Genomic DNA, 18,700 nt, shown 5'->3' on the forward strand with positions numbered 1-18,700 from the left:
CTTGGCCATTCGGGCGATCCGTCGCGCGACCGTTCGGTGATGGCGTGCCTCTCGCTCGCCGGGGGTGTCACGCGGCATCCTGCCTGACGATCCCATGGGTATGGCGGGAGAACGCCGCGATGGGCGACGGGCGTCCCAGGAGATAGCCCTGCACCGCATGGCATCGCTCTGCGGCGAGGAAGCCGAGTTCGGCCTCGGTCTCGACCCCCTCGGCCAGGACCGGCAGCCCGAGGCCCCGGCCGAGGCCCAACACCGAGCGCACGATGGCCGCGGTCTGCTCGTTGGTGTCGACGGCGCGCGTGAACGAGCCGTCGATCTTGATCTTGTCGAACGGGAAGGAGCGCAGGTTGGAGAGCGACGAGTAGCCCGTCCCGAAATCGTCCATCGCGACACGCACGCCGACCGCCTTGAGTTGCCGCAGGGTGAGGAGCGCCCGGTTCGGGTCGCTGATCAGCGCCGTCTCCGTGATCTCGACCTCCAGCCGTCCGGGCGCCAACCCGGTCCCGAGGAGCACCTCGTGCACCAGCCCGACGAGGTCCGGGGAGTGGATCTGCACCGCCGAGACGTTGACGGCGATGGACAGCGGCCTCGGCCAGCCCGCGGCCTCGCGGCAGGCCTCGCGCAGGACCCACTCGCCGATCCGAAGGATGATGTCGCTCTCCTCCGCGATGGGGATGAACACGGACGGCGAGACGTGGCCCCGCTCGGGGTGCCTCCAACGGAGCAGCGCCTCGAAGCCGATGACCTCGCCGGTGCCGACCTCGGTCTGGGGCTGGTAGACGAGCTCCATCTCGCCGCGGGCGACGGCATGGCGGAGGTCATGTTCCAGCGAGCGGCGCTCGTGCACCTCCGCGCCCATCCGAGCCTCGAAGAAGCGGTACGTGCCGCGGCCCTCCGACTTGGCCCGATACAGGGCGGTGTCCGCGAAGTTGAGGAGCGCCGCGCGTTCCCGGGTGTCGTCCGGGTAAAGGGCGACGCCGATGCTGGTCGCGATGCTGGGGCCGCCCCCCTCAGCCCGGCCGGCGCGGAGCGCCTCCAGGATGCGCTCCGCGAGTCCCCCCGCGGCGGTCGCATGCTCGCACGGCATCAGAACGGCGAACTCGTCGCCGCCGAGGCGCGCCATGGTCTGGGTGCCGTCGAGCTCCGCGGAGACGATGCGAGCGACGGCCTCCAGCATCGCGTCGCCGGCGGCGTGACCGAACAGGTCGTTGACCTCCTTGAAGCGGTCGAGGTCGAGGCAGAGCACGGCGAGCTTGCGTCCCCCCACGTCCGCCGCCCGCATCTCAAGGTCGAGCCGCTGGCCGAAGCTGGCGCGGTTCGCGAGGCCGGTGAGGGCGTCGTGGTGGGCGAGGAACGCGATACGGCTTTCGGCCTGGCGACGGGCACGCAGGTCGCGCACGGCCACGGCGTAGTGGGGCCGCCCGGCATGCTCGACCGGCTGCATGATCACCTCGACCGGGATCAAGGTGCCGTCCGCGCGCCGAAGCTCGACCTCCACCGGTCGCTCGGGATGGCCGGCCATGAGGAGGCGTGTCGCTTCCCCGGGAAGGTAGGCGGACAGGGACGAGCCCGGGAGGCCGGCCTGGGGCCGGCCGGCGAGCTTGGCGAAGCTGCGGTTGGCGCTGACGACGGTGTCGCCCGTGCAGACCACGAGCCCCTCGACGGCGGCGTTGGCGAGGCTGTGCAGGCGGTCGGCCTCCAATTGGGCATGCCGGCGGTCGCGGAGGTCCAGCGCGAGCGCGGCGCCGGCCATGAGGAGGATGGTGAAGCTCGCCAGCGCGACGGCGACGGCCAGCCACGCGTTCGGGACCGCGGCCTCGGAGACGGCCATGGTCGGGTCCGGGGTGACGGTGACGGCGCCCATCGCGGTGAAATGGTGCCCGCAGATGGCGAGCAGCAGCAGGAGCGCGGCGGGAAGCTGGCGGGCGAGGCCTCGCCCGCCCGGCCGGGCCGACAGGGCGGCCCCGCCGAGCAGGACGGAAAGGGCGAGCGAGGCCGCGACGGCGGCGGGGTCCCACGCCTTGTGCCCGGCGACGTCGTAGGCGGCCATGCCGGTGTAGTGCATCGCCGCGATGCCGAGCCCGACGACGCCACCGCCGGCCCATGCGGCCGCACGCCCCCCGACGGAGACCGAGAGGGCCACGCCGGCGCCGACCAGCGCGATCGCGAGGACGAGGGAGAGCGCGGTGAGACCGAGATCGTAGCCGCCCGGGACGCCGGGCGCGAACGCGAGCATGGCGATGAAGTGCGTCGCCCAGATGCCGGATCCCCCCGCGAAGGCGGCCACGGCGAGCCAGCCGACCTGGACCCAGGCGGCGGTCCGGCGGGCGTGGTCGACGAGGCAGACCGTCGTCAGCGCCGACAGTCCGCAGGTGGCGGCCGCCAGGACGACGAGACGGAGATCATGGGTTTCGACGAGGCATCCGACGACGTTGAGCATGGCGCGGCCTCGAAACCCGTTGAATCCCGACGCTTGCACAAGTCCCTGTCGGACGAGTTAAGCGTGCGCGACCATGTCGTGGATCCACAGGCGATCGCCGATGGGTGCCGCGGATCGGCCAGGCTCCCCTTCCGCTGAATCTCCCGGTCGTCGTCGTGGCGTCGGGACGGTGTCGGCGAGGGGCGCGGCATGGGACCACGGCTCGTCAACGTTGCCGGCCAAGACGCGAGATCGATACGGTGCTCACCGGCCCCGACATGCGCGGCTCTACACGTGAGCGCGCGGCGGAAGCGGCCGCCGATCACGGCATCACCCTGGAGGTCGTGAAGCCGTTCGCCGCACTGTGGTGGCCGGACCGACCGGTGTGGAACCGCGATCTCGACCAGGTCGCGGACACTGCATGGCTCGCCGATCTCGCGGGTCGCGCCGGCCTGACGCTCGACCGGGTCCGCGCGATGACCTTGGATGCCCCTCGCCGTCGGTTCGGGCGGGGATCGGGCGATGCGTCCCTGATCCTGTCGGCCGGGATCTATCGCCGCACACGGATCCGGCACGCGCTTCAGATCTGCCCGCGGTGTCTCAGTGCCGGCGACTGTGCCGTCATCGTCAAGACCGTCGCAACGTGGATCGAAGACTGGCCGCGCCGCTTCTTCACTGCCGCTTCACTGCCGCCGGCGAAGCCGGGCTCACTCAGCGGATGTTCCGAAAAGTCGCCCGGCCCGGCGATCTCGCGCGCCAGATCCTCCGCCTGCCCGAAGGTTTTTGCCGCGACCGGATCTTCCTCCCCGTCCTTCAAGACAAACGCCTGAAGCGCCTGCGGCGGATCGACAAACCACGCTACCGGCGCATCCGTGCGGCGCGGATCCTGCGCGCGACGGGCCCCAAGCTCCGGCGGCGCGGGGCGTCCCCTGGCCGAGACCGGTCAAATTGACGACGCCATGAGACCAGACGCAGTCAGGCACGAACCGGATCAAGAGTCGTCACGCAGCGCGATGCGCGTGGTCGCGGCAGCGGCGGACATACTTCACCAGGGTCCACACGGCCTCCTGCTCCTGCCCCGTCATACGGGCCTCGTCGAGAAGGTCCGTCAGAAAGGCGAGCGCCGCGTGCCCGTCATCGGCCGCGATCACCTTTCCTGGGGATTCCTCGCCCCCCGATTCGCCAAGGCTCGGGGTCTCATCCTGTGCGTCGTCGATGGGCTCGACACGGCCGCCATTCTCGCGGCCCAAAGCCTCCCGCCGCTGCCCACCCCGTCGCACGCGGCGGCCCTCGAAGAGATCCCCATTCAACGGGATTTCGGCCGACCGCGCCGCGCTAATGAAAAACGTCAGGGCCTTCCGCGTTACGCCATCCGTCGAGGGATACTGCGAGCGAAACAGGCGCTGAAACACAGTCGGCGACATCGTGCCGAGCTCATGCTGGAACAGCGGCTCGTAAGCCGCCTTGAGCACGCCCGTCAGCACGGTCGGCCATGCCGGAGTCTCGTACGCCACAACCAGGGATTTCAGCCTCGGCAGCGCACGGCCACGGGCATCGATCAGCCGCAGAAACCTCAGGCCCGAGAGGACCTGCCGTCGCATACTCTGAGACACGTGCTGCAACGCCACTTCGTCGATGGGATTTGGCGTGCCGTGATCGTGCAGGACAGCGATTACAGCCAAGACGGCGCTCAGCGAAACATAAACGGGGGCCGGCGGAATTCGCACCCCCTCAGCAAGTCGCGGCATCGTCAAAGCCCCTCTGTTTCGCCAAAGGCGCCTTATTGTTTCGCTAAGGTCAACCACCCGAATCGCTGCGGAACCAGAGGGTTGATCAAACGGGGATCGGTGGCACGAACAGGCCATGGAGGCCTCGATGGATCACGCGCATCTCGCCCTGGTACGAGCCTACGACGGGGAGCCCCTGAAACGCGTCATCCTCGCGACGGGGCCGGGCGTCTTGTACGTCGCCAATCCCCGATTTCTCGACGCGATCAGGACCGGCCGCAGCCAACCGATCGGATTTCGGCCAGTCGACTGCTATGCATGGGACGAGATCGCCTTCGAGAGGCTGTCCGAGGCTTATGCAGCATCGGGCCAGACCGAAACCGACGCATGGATCGCACTCCCGCCCTTCGCGGGATCCCCCCTGCGACTGCGCTGACCCAGACGGCCCTGGCGTCAGGTCCGATCCGGCGCTGCCGCATCCGCCACGACGGCTTGCCGTCGAGCCCGTCGGCTCGTCTCCCTGGTCTCGATGCCGTCAGAAGTCGACGTGCAGGCGCGTGGCGAAGGCGTCCACTGGCCCCCGGTCGCGGTTGTATCCCGGGCTGTCGACGTGCTGGTAGTCGAACGTCACCGTCACGGCCCTGCTGACGCCGACGGCGTAGTACGCCTCGAACGCGCGCTCGGCGGCGTACCGAAGCCGCCCGTCGCCGACGACCAGGCCGAGGCCGCCCGCCGCGAGGTATGCCCGGTGCGAGGGCGACAGGGCGTTCATCACGGCCCCGACGCCGACGGTGTCCTGCGCTCTTCCCCAGCCGGCCCCCTTCAGCGAGAGGCCGCCCGAGAGCGAGCGGTCGATGTCGGCGAACGACAGGTTCTCCGTCCGGCCGTCGCCGTCGCTGAACCGGAGGAACGAGCCGAGGTCGGCCGTCAGGGCCTGCTCCAGGTTGACGTAGAAGCCGCTCTTGCGCCTCGGGCGGCGCGTTGCGGCCGCGGCTTCGTTGGCGTCGGCGAACGCGCCCGCCTGCGTGAGGGCGACGACGTCGCGATAGTTCGCGGTCACGCCCTCGTTGCTGAACAGGCCGACGCGCAGCTTGCCCGGCTGGTGGAGGAGCGGAAGGATATGGCGCTCCTCGAACTCCAGCGTGGCCCCGCCGCGCCGGAGGACCCTCGGGTCCAGGACGTCGCTGGACGGCTCCTTCGGGACCTGCGTGTAGGCACCGCGGACGGCGAAAGCGCTCCGGTTGTACTCGACCATGACGCCCTGCGTGTAGCCTGGCAGGTTGGCCGGGAAGTCGTAGGCGCCGGAGGCCCACAGCGACCAGTTGAAGTAGTCGACGCGCGGGTCGTGCGCGTAGGCGTTGCCGTCGAAGAAGTCGCCGAGCGCGAACTTGCCGGCCACCACCGTGACCCGCTCGACGTCGCGCGTCCCGGCCAACTGGTTGGGCCCGTCGGGCACGGTCTCGGTCTCGCCGCCGAGCCCGAAGGTCTGGCGCACGTAGTAGCGGTTCGACCGCAGCCGGGGCGCCGCGGCGCCGGCCTTCTGCGCCTCGCCGTTCAGGAAGCCGGCGACGCCGGTGGTCCGGCTGAGGCCGAAGCCCTGGCTGAACTCCGGGTTGTAGTAGAGCTCGGTGCTGTCGGTCAGCCTCAGGCCGAGGAACACGGTCGCGGTCGTGGTCTGCTGGGTCTGGCTCGGGACCAGGCTCTGAGGGCCGACGTAGGGCGAACGGAAGTTTGGCACGCCCTGCGCGACGAGGGTCGTCTGCCCGTGCACCGAGATGCGGTCGGAATTGCCTGTGTCCGGATCGTGCGGGGCCGCGTCGTCGGGTTCGGGCGGCAGGGCGAGGCCCCCCGGGAACCAGTAAAGGCGGGCCAACACCTGGTTCGAGGCGGCGCCGACGCGCGCGGAGAAGGGGCCCCCGTCGGCGCCGGGCACGAAGCCGAGCCCGAGGCGGTCGGTCCGCCCGAGGTCCAGGTAGCGGTAGTCGATGCCGAGCGCGAAGTTCGGGAGGATGGCGAACTGGATGCCCGCGCCCAACGTGAACCCGACCGACCCGAACTCGCGCCGGCTGCGGTCGGGGGCGGTCCCGTCCTGCCCCGGGAACGTCGACAGCACGTGGCTGTCGGCGGCCGCCAGGCCGAAGCTCCCGTACACGAGGTAGCGGTCGAAGCTGTAGCCCAGCCGCGCGCGGAGCGTGCCGTACGCGCCGGTCTTGGCCCGCACGATGTCGAGCCCGTCCAGCCCGTCGCGGCGCTCGTAGCCGAAGCCGGGGGTCGTGCCGAGGACCGGCCGCTTGAGCGATGCCGCCGAGAGGTCCGCCTCCAGCCCGATCACCGTTTGCCCGGCCTGCCAGCCCCAGCCGAGGGCGAGGCCGCCGACCGCGGAGGTCGCCCGCCGGCCGGCGTCGTTGCGCCCGGCCCCGTCGCCTGTCCGGAAATCGGGGACGGTCCGGACGCCGACGCGCGGCGCGCCGAGGTCGAAGCCCCCGTACGACGCGCCCCCGCTGGCCTGCCCGGCCAGGTACGGCCCCGACCAATCGACGAAGCTGGCCGCGGACGGCGCGGGGATCCCCAGGTCCGCGGCTTCCGCCCCCGGGATCAACGGGACGCACCATGGAGCGGCGATCGCAAGCCTGACTAGGGTACGCATGGCTAAACTTCCGAACGTCGCACGCCGGCGATGAATCGTCTGATTGGCGGCTTTCGCTCCGACGGGGCGAGGCCCGCGAACGTCGCCCCGAAGGCATGGGCGTCAGTCACAAACCCGCAAGACATCTCGATGACGGCCGGATCCCGATCGCGCCATGGCGCCCCCTCCGGCCCGTCGTGGACGGCGATGGGCTGGCGGGCAACCCCGGAATCCACCGCAGCCTCGATTCGGTCACTGGCGTCGTACGGATGTCTTGCGCCCGCGGCCGCCGCGCGCGGGCCGGCTGACGTCGCGGCGCAGATCCGCCAACGAAGGACGCCTCGCCTGTCCGCGCGGGTCGGGGGAGGGCAGCTTTGCGGGCCCCCGTCTCACGCCGCTTCCGGCAACGCAAGACGTCTAGGGCAATCCTGAGCAACCGCGGCCGCCTGCAGTGGGCCCGGCGCCCGAACCCAGGCACACTCCAGGCGACCCGTGGCGGGATTCAGCGACCAGTGGGCCGAAAGACGCGGAGGCGCCGTTCCTTCGCGAGGGGGAATGGCGGGCGCGGACGCGGCCCACGCGAGATGGACGATGGACATGAGGGTCTCCTGGGACGGGCCGCGCGTGCGGCCAGGTCCCGGGTTCACCCTTCCAGGGCGAGTCCGTGCGACCTAGCCGGCGCGCGCGGCACAGTCGATCGACTGTGACTGTCGCTGGGCATGGGGTGGAGAGGGTTCCGGTGTGCGACGCGGGCGGCACAGGCGCGCCGGCGACGGCATTCCAGTAAACGAAGGGCCGAGGCGGTCAAGCCCAAAAATCATGAATCCGACTGACGGATGAGCAAGTTAGGCCGCATTTTCTTGGGCCGGACTGTGATTGTTAGCGGAACGCGCGCTAATCCCTCTCCCTTCAGGGAGAGGATGTAAGCGCGCTCGCGGCGGCAGCCGCGATCAGCGACCTTGGTTCTCGATGTACTGCTTCAGGATCGAGAGCGGCGCGCCGCCGACCGATCCGGCGAAGTAGCTCGGGGTCCAGAGAACGCCCCGGCTCTTCTTGACGGACCAGAACGAAGCGATCTCGGGGAACTCTTTCTTCAACAAGCGGCTCGACACGCCCTTCAGGCTGTTGACCAGTTCCGAGAGCCGAACCTTCGGCGGATAGAATACCAGCAGGTGGACGTGATCCCCCTCGCCGTTGAACTCGCGTAGTTCTACCTCGAAGTTCGCGCACACGCTGGCGAAGATCTCTTGCAGTCGGCCGAGGTGCGCTCGCGTCAGCACCTTGCCGCGCCGCTTGGTCGTGAACACGAGGTGGGCGTGCAGGGTGAAGACGACATGCCGCCCGGTGCGAAGCTCCATAGACCAAACCGCCGATATGCCTTATGCGAAGGGCGTGAGCACCGCGACAGACCAACTGGTTCTGAAGGCCTTCAGCTTCCGCGTCAAGGACGCGACGAGCGGCACGCGGCTGATCGCCCTCGGCGATGCGGTCAACACGGTCTGGAACTACGTCAACGAGATCAGCATGCGCTCGGCGCAGCGTGGTCCCATCTGGGCGACCAAGAAGCAGCTCCGCGACCTGACCAAGGGCAGCGGCAGCCTGCTCGGCCTCCCGTCGCAGGTCGTGCAGGAGGTGATCGACGAGTACGTCACCAAGCGGAAGGCTGCACGCCGCCCGAAGCTGCGCTGGCGTGCGAGCCGAGGCCCGAAGCGAGCGCTCGGCTGGGTGCCGTTCACGAACCAGGACGTCGAGCTCGACGGGGAGACGGTGCTCCTGCGCGGCCAGCGATTCCGCCTGTGGCTGCACCGCGCCGTCGAGGGCCGGATCAAGTCGGGAAACTTCTCGCAGGACGCACGGGGCCGGTGGTACTGCAACCTCGTGTGCGAGGTGCCCCGCTCGCAAGGGCGCGGGCGTGATGACATCGGCGTCGACCTCGGGCTTAAGTCCGTCGCGACGTGCTCGGACGGGCGAGAGCTTGAGCAGGCCAGGTTCTACCGCGACCTCGAACCCAAGCTCGCCGAGGCGCAGCGCAAGAGGCGCAAGCGGCAGGTGAAGGCGATCCATGCCAAGATCGCCAACCGGCGGAAGGATAGCCTTCATAAGTTCTCCCGGGCGCTGGTGAACCGCGCCCGCAGGATCACGGTCGGCGACGTGTCGGCCTCGGCGATGACGAAGACCCGGATGGCGAAGAGCGTGCTCGACGCCGGATGGTCGATGTTGCGCGGCATGCTCCGTTACAAATGCGATCACGCAGGGGTGGCCTACGCCGAGGTGAACGAAGCCAACACGACCCGGACCTGCTCGTCCTGCGGGTGCCTCAGCGGCCCCAGCGGACTGGCCGGTCTCAGTATCCGGCGATGGACGTGCAGCGACTGCGGAGCGGAACACGATCGCGACCAGAACGCCGCCCGGAACATCGCCCGTCTCGGATGTGAGACGCCTTGTCCGCCTGGGCATGGAAGCCCCGCCTTTTAAGGCGGGGAGACATCACTCCCGGCTAAGATGTCGAGTGTCGCCCCGCCGAACCGACGCACCTCATTCACTTTCATGCCTCGGCGAGTTCGTGGGGCGGCCGACGGGTCCTTGTCGATTTCGACCGTCATGACGCATATCCCGGCCGGGATGCCTGGTGGGACGGAGTGGGCCCGCCGCCTCGATATGACCGGCGCGACGGCTCGCCAGCCGCCGGCCGGACCCGCGTCCCTGGTCCTCCTTGAAACCGCATTCGAGGTGTCGTCGTCGCCGTGACGCTTGTACAGCGGGAGCTTCCCCGACATCCTGGGCCGCACGCGGTCGCGCTCGTTCTTGGCCTTTTGAGCCAGGTCCATGTCCAGAGCCGATCGCCGACATGATGCCGTCGCCGAACTCCCCTGAATCGGCTCCTGGCAGGCAGTGCCGTAGACCGTCGCCAAATCCCGGAACCGGTAGATCGGAAGGCCGGCGGGCAGCATCGGGTCGGCTGGCAGATACCAGATCGGGGGCCGTGCCCGACAGCGGCACCGACGAGGAGGCGGCGGCCAGCAGGGCCCCGCGGATGCGGGCCAGGTCGAAGACGCGGCCGGGTTCTCGCAGCGGCACCCGCAGGAAGGTGACGAACGGCATCGGCGTCGGCGCGGGATCGATCCCCGGCTCAAGCCAGGCCGCGCCGGGAATCTCCGTCGCGGCGGCGATCGAGCATCGGGCACGCGACGAGGTGGGGCGAGGCCGGGAGGTTTGCGACGTGGAAGACCGAGCGACCCCGGCGCGATGGCGCCGGGGTCGCTCGATTCATTTCGCTTCCCGCACGGCCCGGGAGGCTTGCCCCACCGGCCATTGGATGATCTAGGGCTCGCGGCTCGACCTCGGAAGGGAGCGTGACATGGCCAGCCTCTGCCGCGACGCGGACCCGATCGGCCGTGCCTGCGGGCCAACGGGCGCGCCTGCTGCCGGGCCGTTCCGGCACGATGGGGACGCCGCGGCCGCGGCGCACGGCCTCCGCGACCCGTCGAGCGCGTGGACCGGCCTCGCGGTCGCCAGGACGAGGGCCGGCATCTCGCCGGCCACGTCCGCACAGGTCCCGCGGCAGGCCCGGCGGAAGTTCCGCGGGGGCGAGGGGCAGCGCTTCGGGTGCAACGACGGGCCCGTCGCCGCCCGCCCGAACGGCGCCGCGTGAGGCCACGATGCAAGCCTGGATCTACACGCTGATCCCGGCCGCGGCGGCCATCCTCGGGGCCGCGATCGCGGCCAACCTGCGGCCGGGGGCCGTCCTCGTCAGCGCCATCCAGCATCTCGCGGCGGGGGTGGTGTTCGCCGCTGCCGCCGGCGAGATCCTGCCAGACCTGAAGCATGTCGGCTCCCCTTGGGCCACGCTGGTCGGGGGCGCCGTCGGCGTGGCGGCGATGCTCGGGGTCCGCATGCTGGAGCGGCGGGCGGCCGGGCCGGTGGGGCTGCTGACCGTGACCGGCATCGACATCCTGGTGGACGGCCTCGTGCTGGGCATCGCCTTCGCATCCGCCGCGAGGGCCGGCTTCCTGCTCACCGTGGCCCTCACCGTCGAGGTGCTGTTCCTGGGCCTCACGGTGGCCAGCGAGCTCGGCGAGGGCGGCGCATCGAAGTGGAAGGTGGTCGGCGCGACGGCGGGTCTCGTCCTGCTGCTGCCGCTCGGCGCCCTGCTCGGCGGTCCCGTGGGCTCCATGCCCGCCCCCGTCCAAGGCGGCTTCCTGGCCTTCGGCTTGATCGCGCTGCTTTACCTCGTCACCGAGGAACTGCTGGTCGAGGCGCACGAGTCCGAGGACCGTCCCTGGGTGACCGCCATGTTCTTCGTCGGCTTCCTGCTGCTGCTTCTTCTCGACGAGCTGGTGGGATGAGGCCCCGCGGGCGAGGCTCGCCCGCTGCCGGCCGCCCGTCACCCGTCGTGCGGCCCGTTCCCGGGCGCCGCATGGGTTCCGATCTCCGCGATCAGGGGGGCGCCTGACGCCGACCGGGATCCGCCAGCAGATCTCTGAAGGGCGAGCCATGTCTGCCCCGGGGCCGACGCCCACCCGTTCCGGGGGGACGACAAAGGTTCCGCGAGCGGCGACAGGTCACCTCCTGCGTTGGGCTCCCCCGACGCCAACTCATCGGCAAATCGTCGCGGAAGGCCAGCGGGGACCGGGAAACCGAACTGCGAGGGGGCGCCGATCCCGCCCGCGGCCTCATGCTCGCGGGCGAGGATCCGCCCGGCCGGGCCCCGGCCACCAGTCCGTGGTGTCGCCTGGGCCGCAGACCCCGCCGCGCATGCGCGTCCGGGAAGTGGGACGGAATCGCAGGAGCGCCGGCCCGCGGGCTGGTTCAAACTGAGACAGGACTCGAAACGATGCACCCTGTACCGTGAGCGACGGTACTCGTAAGATACGTCCACCGGGGTCAGGGCCGAGAACGATGCCGACGACGCGCCGGCTTGGCTTGTGGGACGCGGACGTGTCCGTCGGAATGTCGCCCACGACGAGGCCGGCAGGGCTTGCTGCGTGAAGCTTGGATTGCCTGCGGTTGCGAGGACCGAACCGACCGCGATACGAGTTCCGTCTCGCAGCGACCGCCCCGAACCCGAGAAAAGTCGCCACGATCATCCCGATGCCGCGGCTGAGCGCCGCCGGATCGGTTGAAGGGCTAATGGCCGAGGTCGAGGGCTGATGCCACCTGTCGCCGATCGCGGCCGCGATCGGCTTTCATCACGACAACCGACCCAGTCGATCTTCCCGCTTCCGACATACAATCCCTGCGAGGAATCTCGCTGACATGGCGAAGTGAGCGTCTTTGTGCCGGAAACGTTCGCCAGCGACCGTCATGTGAATGCATTGATGAAATTCATCAGGGCCGGGACCATGGTCGTCGCGTCATAGACGACTGAAACCTCCAGCGGTGGAATCGATAAGTCGAGGGATCGGAAAACAACGTCGGCGGTCGTGCTGATTGCCAAACCCGAGGGAACGACGGCAAGGCCAAGCCCGGCTGCAACGAGGGCAAGGAGCGAGGTCACGGTTGCGGCTCTATGGACGGCGGTCGGCACCACACCGATCCGGTCCAAAACTTCCCCGCCGAGTCCTCCGCCGTGCGCCGCGTAGACGACGAACGCATCTCCTTGAAGTTGATCGGGGCGGATCCGATCGCAGGACACGAGCGGATGGGTGGCAGGCAGCGCAACCACCAGCGACCAATGCTCGATCACGCGATGGGCCAGCCGCTCGTCGCGGAACGAGGGCAGGAACACCATCAGTCCCATGTCGATGCGGCTTGCCAGGAGCGCATCGCGTTGCAGCGTCGGATACAGCTCCTCGAAGCCGAAGGTGACGGCGGGCGCGCGTCGGCGGAAATCGCGGACCAGGCGCGACATCAGTCCCGAGTACGCAGCGGCGCCGGTGTAGCCGATCCGTAGGTGGCCGGCCTCCCCGCGCCCGGCGCGCTGAACGACCTCGATACTGTGTTGGGCCTGCGCCAGGGTTGCGCGGGCCTCGGCCAGCAAGAGGCGCCCTGGTTCGGTCAACGCCACCTTGTGTCGGCCTCTATCGAACAACTCAACGCCGAGCATGCCCTCCATGCCGCGGATCTGCGCGCTGAGCGCCGGCTGCACGATGTTGAGGCGTGCGGCGGCTCGCGCGAAGTGTAGTTCCTCGGCGAGACAGACGAACGATCGTAGGTGCCGAAGCTCAAGGTTGATCATCGATCCTGATCACAGCCTGCATCAATGACGATTGGCGGTCGCGCAGGGACGCCGGTATGCCGTCGGGTGTGCCGCAGGCATCGGATCGTTCCCCGCACCGGGCCAAGGGAGCGTCTCGCGCGGAGGTCAGCCGACTCGTGCGGCGCGAGTTGGACCGCGGGATCGGCGGTACCGGGGCCGCGTCGCATCGAGGCAACGTTCATTCGCTAGGTTAAGGGTCGTGTTGCCGCAAGGACGTTTCCGTTTTTTGATCCCGGCGGTGCTGCTGGTGCCGTTACCCGTCGTCGGTGCCGCGGGCCGACTTTGGCAGCGCCTGATACACGCCGGAGAGATGGCCGCCATCAGCAGCGCAGTCGCCGATCTCCCGCCCGGAGCCACGGCCGCTTGGACGGCCAAGCCCCTTCTGCCTTGGACCAGTCCCGTCACGGGGCAAGTCTTGGTGCAGCGCGAGACCGGAAGCGCCGACTTTGCCTGCAAGGACAGCGTCTACTCGCTCGATGGATCGTCGGTCCAACTGTTCGCCATCACCCTGTGTCGCGTCGGTCGTGACGCCCCTTGGCGCAACGACCGGGACGGCTCCGAGCGATGGGGCGGCTGACCCAGACCAGCGACGTGTCCCACGAGGAGATTCGAACCATGGTGTTGCCTGACAAGCTCCCGACTGCCGTCGCCGCATGGATGAACGCCCTCGGGCAGACCGGGCCCTCGGCCGATGCCGCCCGCCGTTCCGCGCTGAGCGACGACGTGAGACTGACCTTTGCCGGCCAGACGGTCGTCGGCATCGATGCGGTCTTGGCTCACCAAGCGCGGATGCCGGCCGGACCTGCGATGCAGGCGCTGGAATGGCGCCTGTTGCCCGCCGCAACCGCCACGAGGCTGGCCCTTCGCGCGAGGTTCACCGGCGGGGCGGATGGGCGCACTGGTCCCAACGGCCTCTCGGCGCTCGATGTCGCCTTCACTCTCGGAGACGACGGGCGCATCCAACATCTGGAGCCTTCGCCGCACCACAAGGAGCCTGCTGATCTCAAGCCTGCCCTCCGCGTGGGGGATCGTGCCCCGCCGTTCGTGCTGCGCGATACGAGCGACCGGTCGACGTCGTTGCACGGAGGGCGGGTCCCGGCCACCCTGATCGTCTGGACCTGCAACCACTGCCCCTGGGCACTTGCCTGGCATGAGCGCATACAAAACGTGGCGCGTGATTATGATCTGTTGGTCCGCGTCCTGCAGATCAACGCGAACGACCCGATCGTTTCCCCCCATGACACGCTGGATGCCTGCAGACATCGGGTGACGGCCGGGGAAATGGCCAGTCCCTACCTGATGGACGCCGGCCAGGAAGTTGCTCGGGCATGGGGCGTACGCCATACCCCAGAGGCGTTCGTGCTCGATGCCGACGGACGGGTCGCCTATCACGGTGCGCCGGATGAGGACCACCGCGACCCATCCCGCGACGCCGGATGGCTGCGCGCGGCCCTGGACGCCGTGCTCGCCGGAAGGGATGTGGCAGTCCCTGAGACCAAACCCGTCGGTTGCACCGTGAAGTGGACCCTCGGGTCCGGTCGTGGCGGGAGCGAGCGATGACCCCGCCGCATGTCGCACTGCTTTACTGGGAGGACTGCCCGTCTCACGCGGAGGCTTTGACCCAGCTGCGCCGCCTCCTGCCGGAGTTCGGCCTGGATCCACAGGCCATCGAATTGCGCGAGATCTTGGTCTTGCGGGAGGCGAGGGACGAGAACTTTGTCGGCTCGCCCACGATCCGTGTCGATGGCCGCGACATCGCGCCGGTCGGCGATGAGCCTGCCGCCTTGACCTGTCGCCTCTACCGCCACCGCAACGGTCGCTACGATCCGCTCCCCGATGACGAGGACATTCGCGATGCGCTGCGGTCGTCCGTGCGGGAGGCCGGGAAGCCGAATGCCGCGCCCGGCGATACGGAAGTGCCATCGGAAACATCCACATAACGGGACGGTCGCTCGGCCGCCCCCATTGGGATCGGGCGGTGCCGTGACGTGACTGCCCACTCCGCCCGCAAGGGGGCCTCGGGGTTCGCGATGGCCGAGCGCATGGGGCTTTGCTCCGCGGTAGGGGCCTGCCCGAAGTACGTGTATGTGATCGCCGTCTTCGCGCGGATCGAGAAGGCGACGCTCGTCGTCCTGAGGTCGTAGACGGATCGCCCGGTCGGGCAGGGGGACCGAATGCCAGGACGCAACTTCGACCTTTGGGAGGTCGCCTCCCACCTCATCGCCCTCGCGGTCGCGTACGCCCTGGCCCTGCCTATCGGCTGGAACCGCGAGCATGAGGCTCGGAGCGCAGGGCTGCGCACCTTCCCGCTCGTGGCGATCGCCAGTTGCGGCTTCGTGATCGTCGCCATCCGAGTGCTGGGCCAGGATTCGGCTGGTCAGGCGCGGATCATCGAGGGTCTCATCACCGGCGTCGGCTTCATCGGCGGCGGCGCGATCCTCAAGCGCGCCGGGGGAACCTCCGGCACCGCCACTGCGGCGAGCCTGTGGGCGACGGGTGCGCTCGGGGCAGCCGTCGGCTACGGGCTCTACGACATCGCCGCGATCCTATCGATCGTGACGTTCGCGACCCTACAGCTCAACACAGCGTTTAAGGGATAGGCCGCCGGTGCGGGCCGGCGAGGCGGACCCGCACAGCCCGCCCCGCCACGCGCCCGACCGGCTCGGCGTGCTCAGGATCGGGGAGCTCGCCATCCGGAAGTCGGACGCTGCCCGCCGGCTCCGGAATCTCGGTGGGCACGAGGGTCTTTTCGGGTCAGTCGTCATTTGAGGCCGATGACCTCGCCCGCCGGTCTCCGGCGCGGTTCACGCCGGTCCGTGCATCCCGGGGCGACGCACGGCCCGACGGCCCGCGTCGGCGCCCCCGAGGGGTGACCCCTTCGCCAGCGGCCTTCGCCGCGCGACCACGGCCGAGGATCACCCTGGCCGCATTGACGTCACGGTGCTCGTCCGCCCCGCACGGGCAGCGGCGCCGGCGGAGCCGCGCCGCACCACCCGCACTCGGCGGGCGTGCTCTACGCATCGACCAGGATCAGCGCGGCACCGGCTCTCGCGGCCTTGTAGCGGACCATCCCGGTCAACGTCCCCCAGCCCGCGTCCTGGATGGACCGGTTCATCCATTCCTTCTGCGCCATGTGCGTGCCTGGCTCAGGCATGGCGCCGGAGGCCGGGCACACCATGTTCGCGACCGCCAATTCCTCCAGCGCGATCTGCCGGATGCCCCAGCCAACGGCCGGCGCGGGGTAATCCGCCAGCAGTAGCGGCTCGGTGGTTCACTCGCCTCTCGGGTGGCAAGGTTGCTGCGAGGGGGGCACGGGCTGCTTCACGAGGTGGGATGATCCTGTCCCCATCCCTGCCATGCTCCACCATCGAAGGCCTCATCCGGAGCGACGGTCGTGTCGAGGTCGTCGCCCGAGCGCGCCGTGTGCAGGGGCGCTGTCCCCCCCAGCGGCGCAACCAGCTCAGCCCCTCACAACCGCTATGACCGCCGTCCAGCCGATCTGCCGAGCGTCGGTCGTCCCAAAGCACTGCACCTGCGCGCCCGACGCTTCAACCCGCCATCAAGAAGAGGTTGGCGATGAGCATTGTCAGGGCAGGCCCGGCTGACTACGCCCTTCCCGTGCGCGCAGATCGTTGTGCAGGGTCGTCGCCGCAATCGCGGCGTGGCCCATGGCGACGCTGATCTGATCGAGAGCGTAGACGATGTCGCCCGCGGCATAGATGCCCTCGCGGCTCGTGCGCTGCTTCTGGTCGACCGCGATGCAGCAGCCGTCTCCCATCTCCAGCCCGAGCGCGTGCGCGAGGCCGTCGTTCGAGTCCGATCCCAGCGCGGGGTAGACGGTGTCGAAGCGGCGCTCGCCGCCACCTTCCAAAAGCGCGGTGACGCGGTCGTCGTCGAAGACAAGCCGCGCCAGCGGACGTGCCTCCATCGCGACGCCGGCCCGTTCGAGAAGCGAGCGGTCGCCGGCCGTGATCTCCATCGGGCCGGTCGGGAGAAGCGTGACGTCAGCGGAGTAGGTGCGTAGGAACAAGGCCTCCGCGACGCCGCGCGCGTCAGCGCCGATGACGCCGATCGCCTGGCTCGTTGCTTCGAAGCCGTCGCAGACCGGACAGTACCGGAGCTGGCCGCGATCGAGGGCCCGTCGGTGCGTGTCCGGATCGACGTCTGGCCGCCGGTTCACGGTTCCGGTCGCGAGGATGAGGGTGCGTGCCACCAGGGCGATGCCGTCTCCCCGCGCGAGAAAGCGGCCGGGATGCCCCTCGATCACGTCGATGCGGCCCCTCACGAACCGAGAGCCGTAGCGTCCGGCCTGCGCCGACATGCGCGCCAGGAGTTCTTCCCCGCCGATGCCGTCGGGAAAGCCGGCGTGATTGTGCGAGCGCGGGATCCATTTGGCCCGGCTGTTGCCGTCGTCGACGACCGCAACCGTCCGGTGGTAGCGGGCGAGATAGATCGCTGCCGTCAGCCCGGCAGGGCCACCGCCGATCACGAGCGTGTCTATCGGCCGCTCATCGCTGCCGCTCATTGCCATCGCCTCCTCATGGCTCCGGACGAGTGCCGCCCGCGGATTGCGTGAACCGGCCCAGGTTTCCCGGAGACGTTTTGGTTTGGGTCGGGCGGCCGAGGCTCGCACCTCGGCTGGAGCAAAGTAGCGCGTCTCAGCTTCGGCGGGACATAGCCCAATGCGCAGATCGAGCCCCTGTTTGCCGAACCCATCGAGGCCAGCAGCCCGGAGCGGGCTGCATCGGATAGCCCGACAGGTGCTACGGCCGATCTCTGCGGCAAACGCCGATCGCCTCTTCCGATGCGAGAGCTCCTCACACAAATCGTTCGAGGCAGGCCAGCTGCCGTTCCGCTCCCCGCGAGGACAAGTATCACTCCAGCGTCCCATGTCCCGTCCCTGGCGCGCTCACGGTGCGATGCTGCTTCAGGATCGCCGCGTGCTCCCACTCTGTTCGATCCTGGGGATGCGGCGATCACTTCCCGCGCTGCCCCATTCGTCGCCTCGTCCCCGGCGCGATCCTCCATCGCGCCGCCGGGAAGCATGGTCGGTCAAAAGGGCGCGGGCATCATGGGAAACTCCGATGAAGAGACTTCGCATCGTGCGGGCCGGTCCTTGGACGCTCTCCCTGGCGGCCCTGGTCGCGTTTGGCCTCTACGGCAACGGCCTCTTCGAGCCGAAGCCACGGCGGATGGCGTCGACACCGGACCGAACCCAAATCGGAGGCCCTTTCCGTCTGACAAGCCACAAGGGCGAGGTGCTGACGGATGGTGACTTCGAAGGCAGGGCACTCGCGGTCTTCTTCGGCTTCACCCACTGCCCGGAGGTGTGCCCGACCGCTCTCTTCGAGATGACCGAGCTCTTGGCGGCGCTTGGCCCGGATGCGGACAAGGTCACTGCCTTGTTCGTCACGGTCGATCCCGAGCGGGACACAAAGCAGATCCTCGCCGACTACCTCCAGGCCTTCGACCCACGCATCGTCGGCCTCACCGGGACGATCGCGGAGGTCGAGACGGCCGCGAGATCCTACCATGCCTACTTCCGAAAGGTCCCGATCGAGGGCGGTGGTTACACGGTGGACCACACGGCTACGACCTACCTGATGCGCCCTGGGGGCGGGATGGCGAGCGCGCTCGACCCCCATGAACCGAGAGAAACCCGCCTGCTGAAGCTGAGGCGGCTGATCGCTCGCTGAGGCCGAGGCCGATGCAGCGCCCTCAGACGCCAC

The 18,700-nt window shown here is 69.3% G+C and carries 17 protein-coding genes; 11 read left to right on the forward strand and 6 right to left on the reverse strand.

The genetic code is table 11. The features are described 5' to 3' along the window. Nucleotides 1–67: 67 nt before the first annotated feature. Entirely contained in the window at nt 68–2,440 is a 2,373-nt protein-coding gene (locus ME121_RS14990; protein ID WP_059409094.1) for a bifunctional diguanylate cyclase/phosphodiesterase, read from the reverse strand. A gap of 239 nt (nt 2,441–2,679) precedes the next feature. Between ME121_RS14990 and ME121_RS14995 the strand changes: the two genes are divergently transcribed. Further along, on the forward strand, nt 2,680–3,249 hold the full coding sequence (locus ME121_RS14995) for a TniQ family protein (protein ID WP_089231640.1): 570 nt from the start codon (nt 2,680–2,682) through the stop codon (nt 3,247–3,249). 171 nt (nt 3,250–3,420) lie between these two features. Here the strand turns inward: ME121_RS14995 and ME121_RS15000 are convergent, their stop codons facing one another. Beyond that, nucleotides 3,421–4,101, reverse strand: coding sequence for a hypothetical protein (locus tag ME121_RS15000; protein WP_143739306.1), 681 nt, complete (start codon nt 4,099–4,101; stop codon nt 3,421–3,423). Nucleotides 4,102–4,282: 181 nt separating this feature from the next. Between ME121_RS15000 and ME121_RS15005 the strand changes: the two genes are divergently transcribed. Next, on the forward strand, nt 4,283–4,582 hold the full coding sequence (locus tag ME121_RS15005; RefSeq protein WP_059409097.1) for a hypothetical protein: 300 nt from the start codon (nt 4,283–4,285) through the stop codon (nt 4,580–4,582). 99 nt (nt 4,583–4,681) lie between these two features. Here the strand turns inward: ME121_RS15005 and ME121_RS15010 are convergent, their stop codons facing one another. Both ME121_RS15010 and tnpA read right to left on the reverse strand, forming a co-directional pair. Then, a complete protein-coding gene (locus ME121_RS15010) occupies nt 4,682–6,793 on the reverse strand; it encodes a carbohydrate porin (protein WP_059409098.1) in 2,112 nt (703 codons plus the stop codon). 929 nt (nt 6,794–7,722) lie between these two features. Beyond that, a complete protein-coding gene (gene tnpA / locus ME121_RS15015) occupies nt 7,723–8,130 on the reverse strand; it encodes an IS200/IS605 family transposase (RefSeq protein ID WP_059409099.1) in 408 nt (135 codons plus the stop codon). Between tnpA and ME121_RS15020 the strand changes: the two genes are divergently transcribed. The 3 genes from ME121_RS15020 to ME121_RS15030 all read left to right on the forward strand — a co-directional run bounded on the left by ME121_RS15020 (nt 8,096) and on the right by ME121_RS15030 (nt 11,118). Next, the gene (locus tag ME121_RS15020) at nt 8,096–9,247 is read left to right on the forward strand and encodes an RNA-guided endonuclease InsQ/TnpB family protein (RefSeq protein WP_206406690.1); all 1,152 of its coding nucleotides are present in this window, start codon (nt 8,096–8,098) and stop codon (nt 9,245–9,247) included. The genes tnpA and ME121_RS15020 overlap by 35 nt on opposite strands. An 883-nt stretch (nt 9,248–10,130) precedes the next feature. Further along, the gene (locus ME121_RS15025) at nt 10,131–10,424 is read left to right on the forward strand and encodes a hypothetical protein (protein WP_059409100.1); all 294 of its coding nucleotides are present in this window, start codon (nt 10,131–10,133) and stop codon (nt 10,422–10,424) included. A gap of 7 nt (nt 10,425–10,431) precedes the next feature. Beyond that, complete coding sequence (locus ME121_RS15030) at nt 10,432–11,118, forward strand: ZIP family metal transporter (RefSeq protein ID WP_059409101.1); 687 nt, start codon at nt 10,432–10,434, stop codon at nt 11,116–11,118. Between the two features lie 956 nt (nt 11,119–12,074). Here ME121_RS15030 and ME121_RS15035 read toward each other — a convergent pair. Further along, a complete protein-coding gene (locus tag ME121_RS15035) occupies nt 12,075–12,950 on the reverse strand; it encodes a LysR substrate-binding domain-containing protein (protein WP_059409102.1) in 876 nt (291 codons plus the stop codon). A 220-nt stretch (nt 12,951–13,170) separates the two neighbouring features. Here ME121_RS15035 and ME121_RS15040 point away from each other — a divergent pair, with 220 nt between their 5' ends. The 5 genes from ME121_RS15040 to ME121_RS15055 are packed head-to-tail and all read left to right on the forward strand — an operon-like array spanning nt 13,171 to nt 15,571. After that, complete coding sequence (locus ME121_RS15040; RefSeq protein ID WP_124262951.1) at nt 13,171–13,548, forward strand: hypothetical protein; 378 nt, start codon at nt 13,171–13,173, stop codon at nt 13,546–13,548. Beyond that, entirely contained in the window at nt 13,536–14,531 is a 996-nt protein-coding gene (locus ME121_RS15045; protein WP_059409103.1) for a thioredoxin family protein, read from the forward strand. The genes ME121_RS15040 and ME121_RS15045 overlap by 13 nt, the downstream gene beginning before the upstream one ends. Continuing rightward, nucleotides 14,528–14,911 carry a DF family (seleno)protein gene (locus ME121_RS15050; protein WP_024828456.1) on the forward strand — a complete coding sequence of 128 codons (384 nt, stop codon included), beginning with the start codon at nt 14,528–14,530 and terminating at the stop codon, nt 14,909–14,911. Before ME121_RS15045 ends, ME121_RS15050 begins: the two co-directional genes overlap by 4 nt. Nucleotides 14,912–14,959: 48 nt before the next feature. Then, nucleotides 14,960–15,115, forward strand: coding sequence for a hypothetical protein (locus ME121_RS33655; protein ID WP_179240009.1), 156 nt, complete (start codon nt 14,960–14,962; stop codon nt 15,113–15,115). Nucleotides 15,116–15,145: 30 nt separating this feature from the next. Next, the gene (locus tag ME121_RS15055; protein ID WP_043075188.1) at nt 15,146–15,571 is read left to right on the forward strand and encodes an MgtC/SapB family protein; all 426 of its coding nucleotides are present in this window, start codon (nt 15,146–15,148) and stop codon (nt 15,569–15,571) included. A 986-nt stretch (nt 15,572–16,557) separates the two neighbouring features. Here the strand turns inward: ME121_RS15055 and ME121_RS15060 are convergent. Next, a complete protein-coding gene (locus tag ME121_RS15060) occupies nt 16,558–17,496 on the reverse strand; it encodes an NAD(P)/FAD-dependent oxidoreductase (protein ID WP_059409104.1) in 939 nt (312 codons plus the stop codon). A gap of 559 nt (nt 17,497–18,055) precedes the next feature. Between ME121_RS15060 and ME121_RS15065 the strand changes: the two genes are divergently transcribed. Then, on the forward strand, nt 18,056–18,667 hold the full coding sequence (locus ME121_RS15065) for an SCO family protein (RefSeq protein ID WP_059409105.1): 612 nt from the start codon (nt 18,056–18,058) through the stop codon (nt 18,665–18,667). Nucleotides 18,668–18,700: the final 33 nt, after the last annotated feature.

The sequence above is a fragment of the Methylobacterium sp. ME121 genome (assembly GCF_000974725.1).
Classification (GTDB): Bacteria; Pseudomonadota; Alphaproteobacteria; order Rhizobiales; family Beijerinckiaceae; genus Methylobacterium; species Methylobacterium radiotolerans.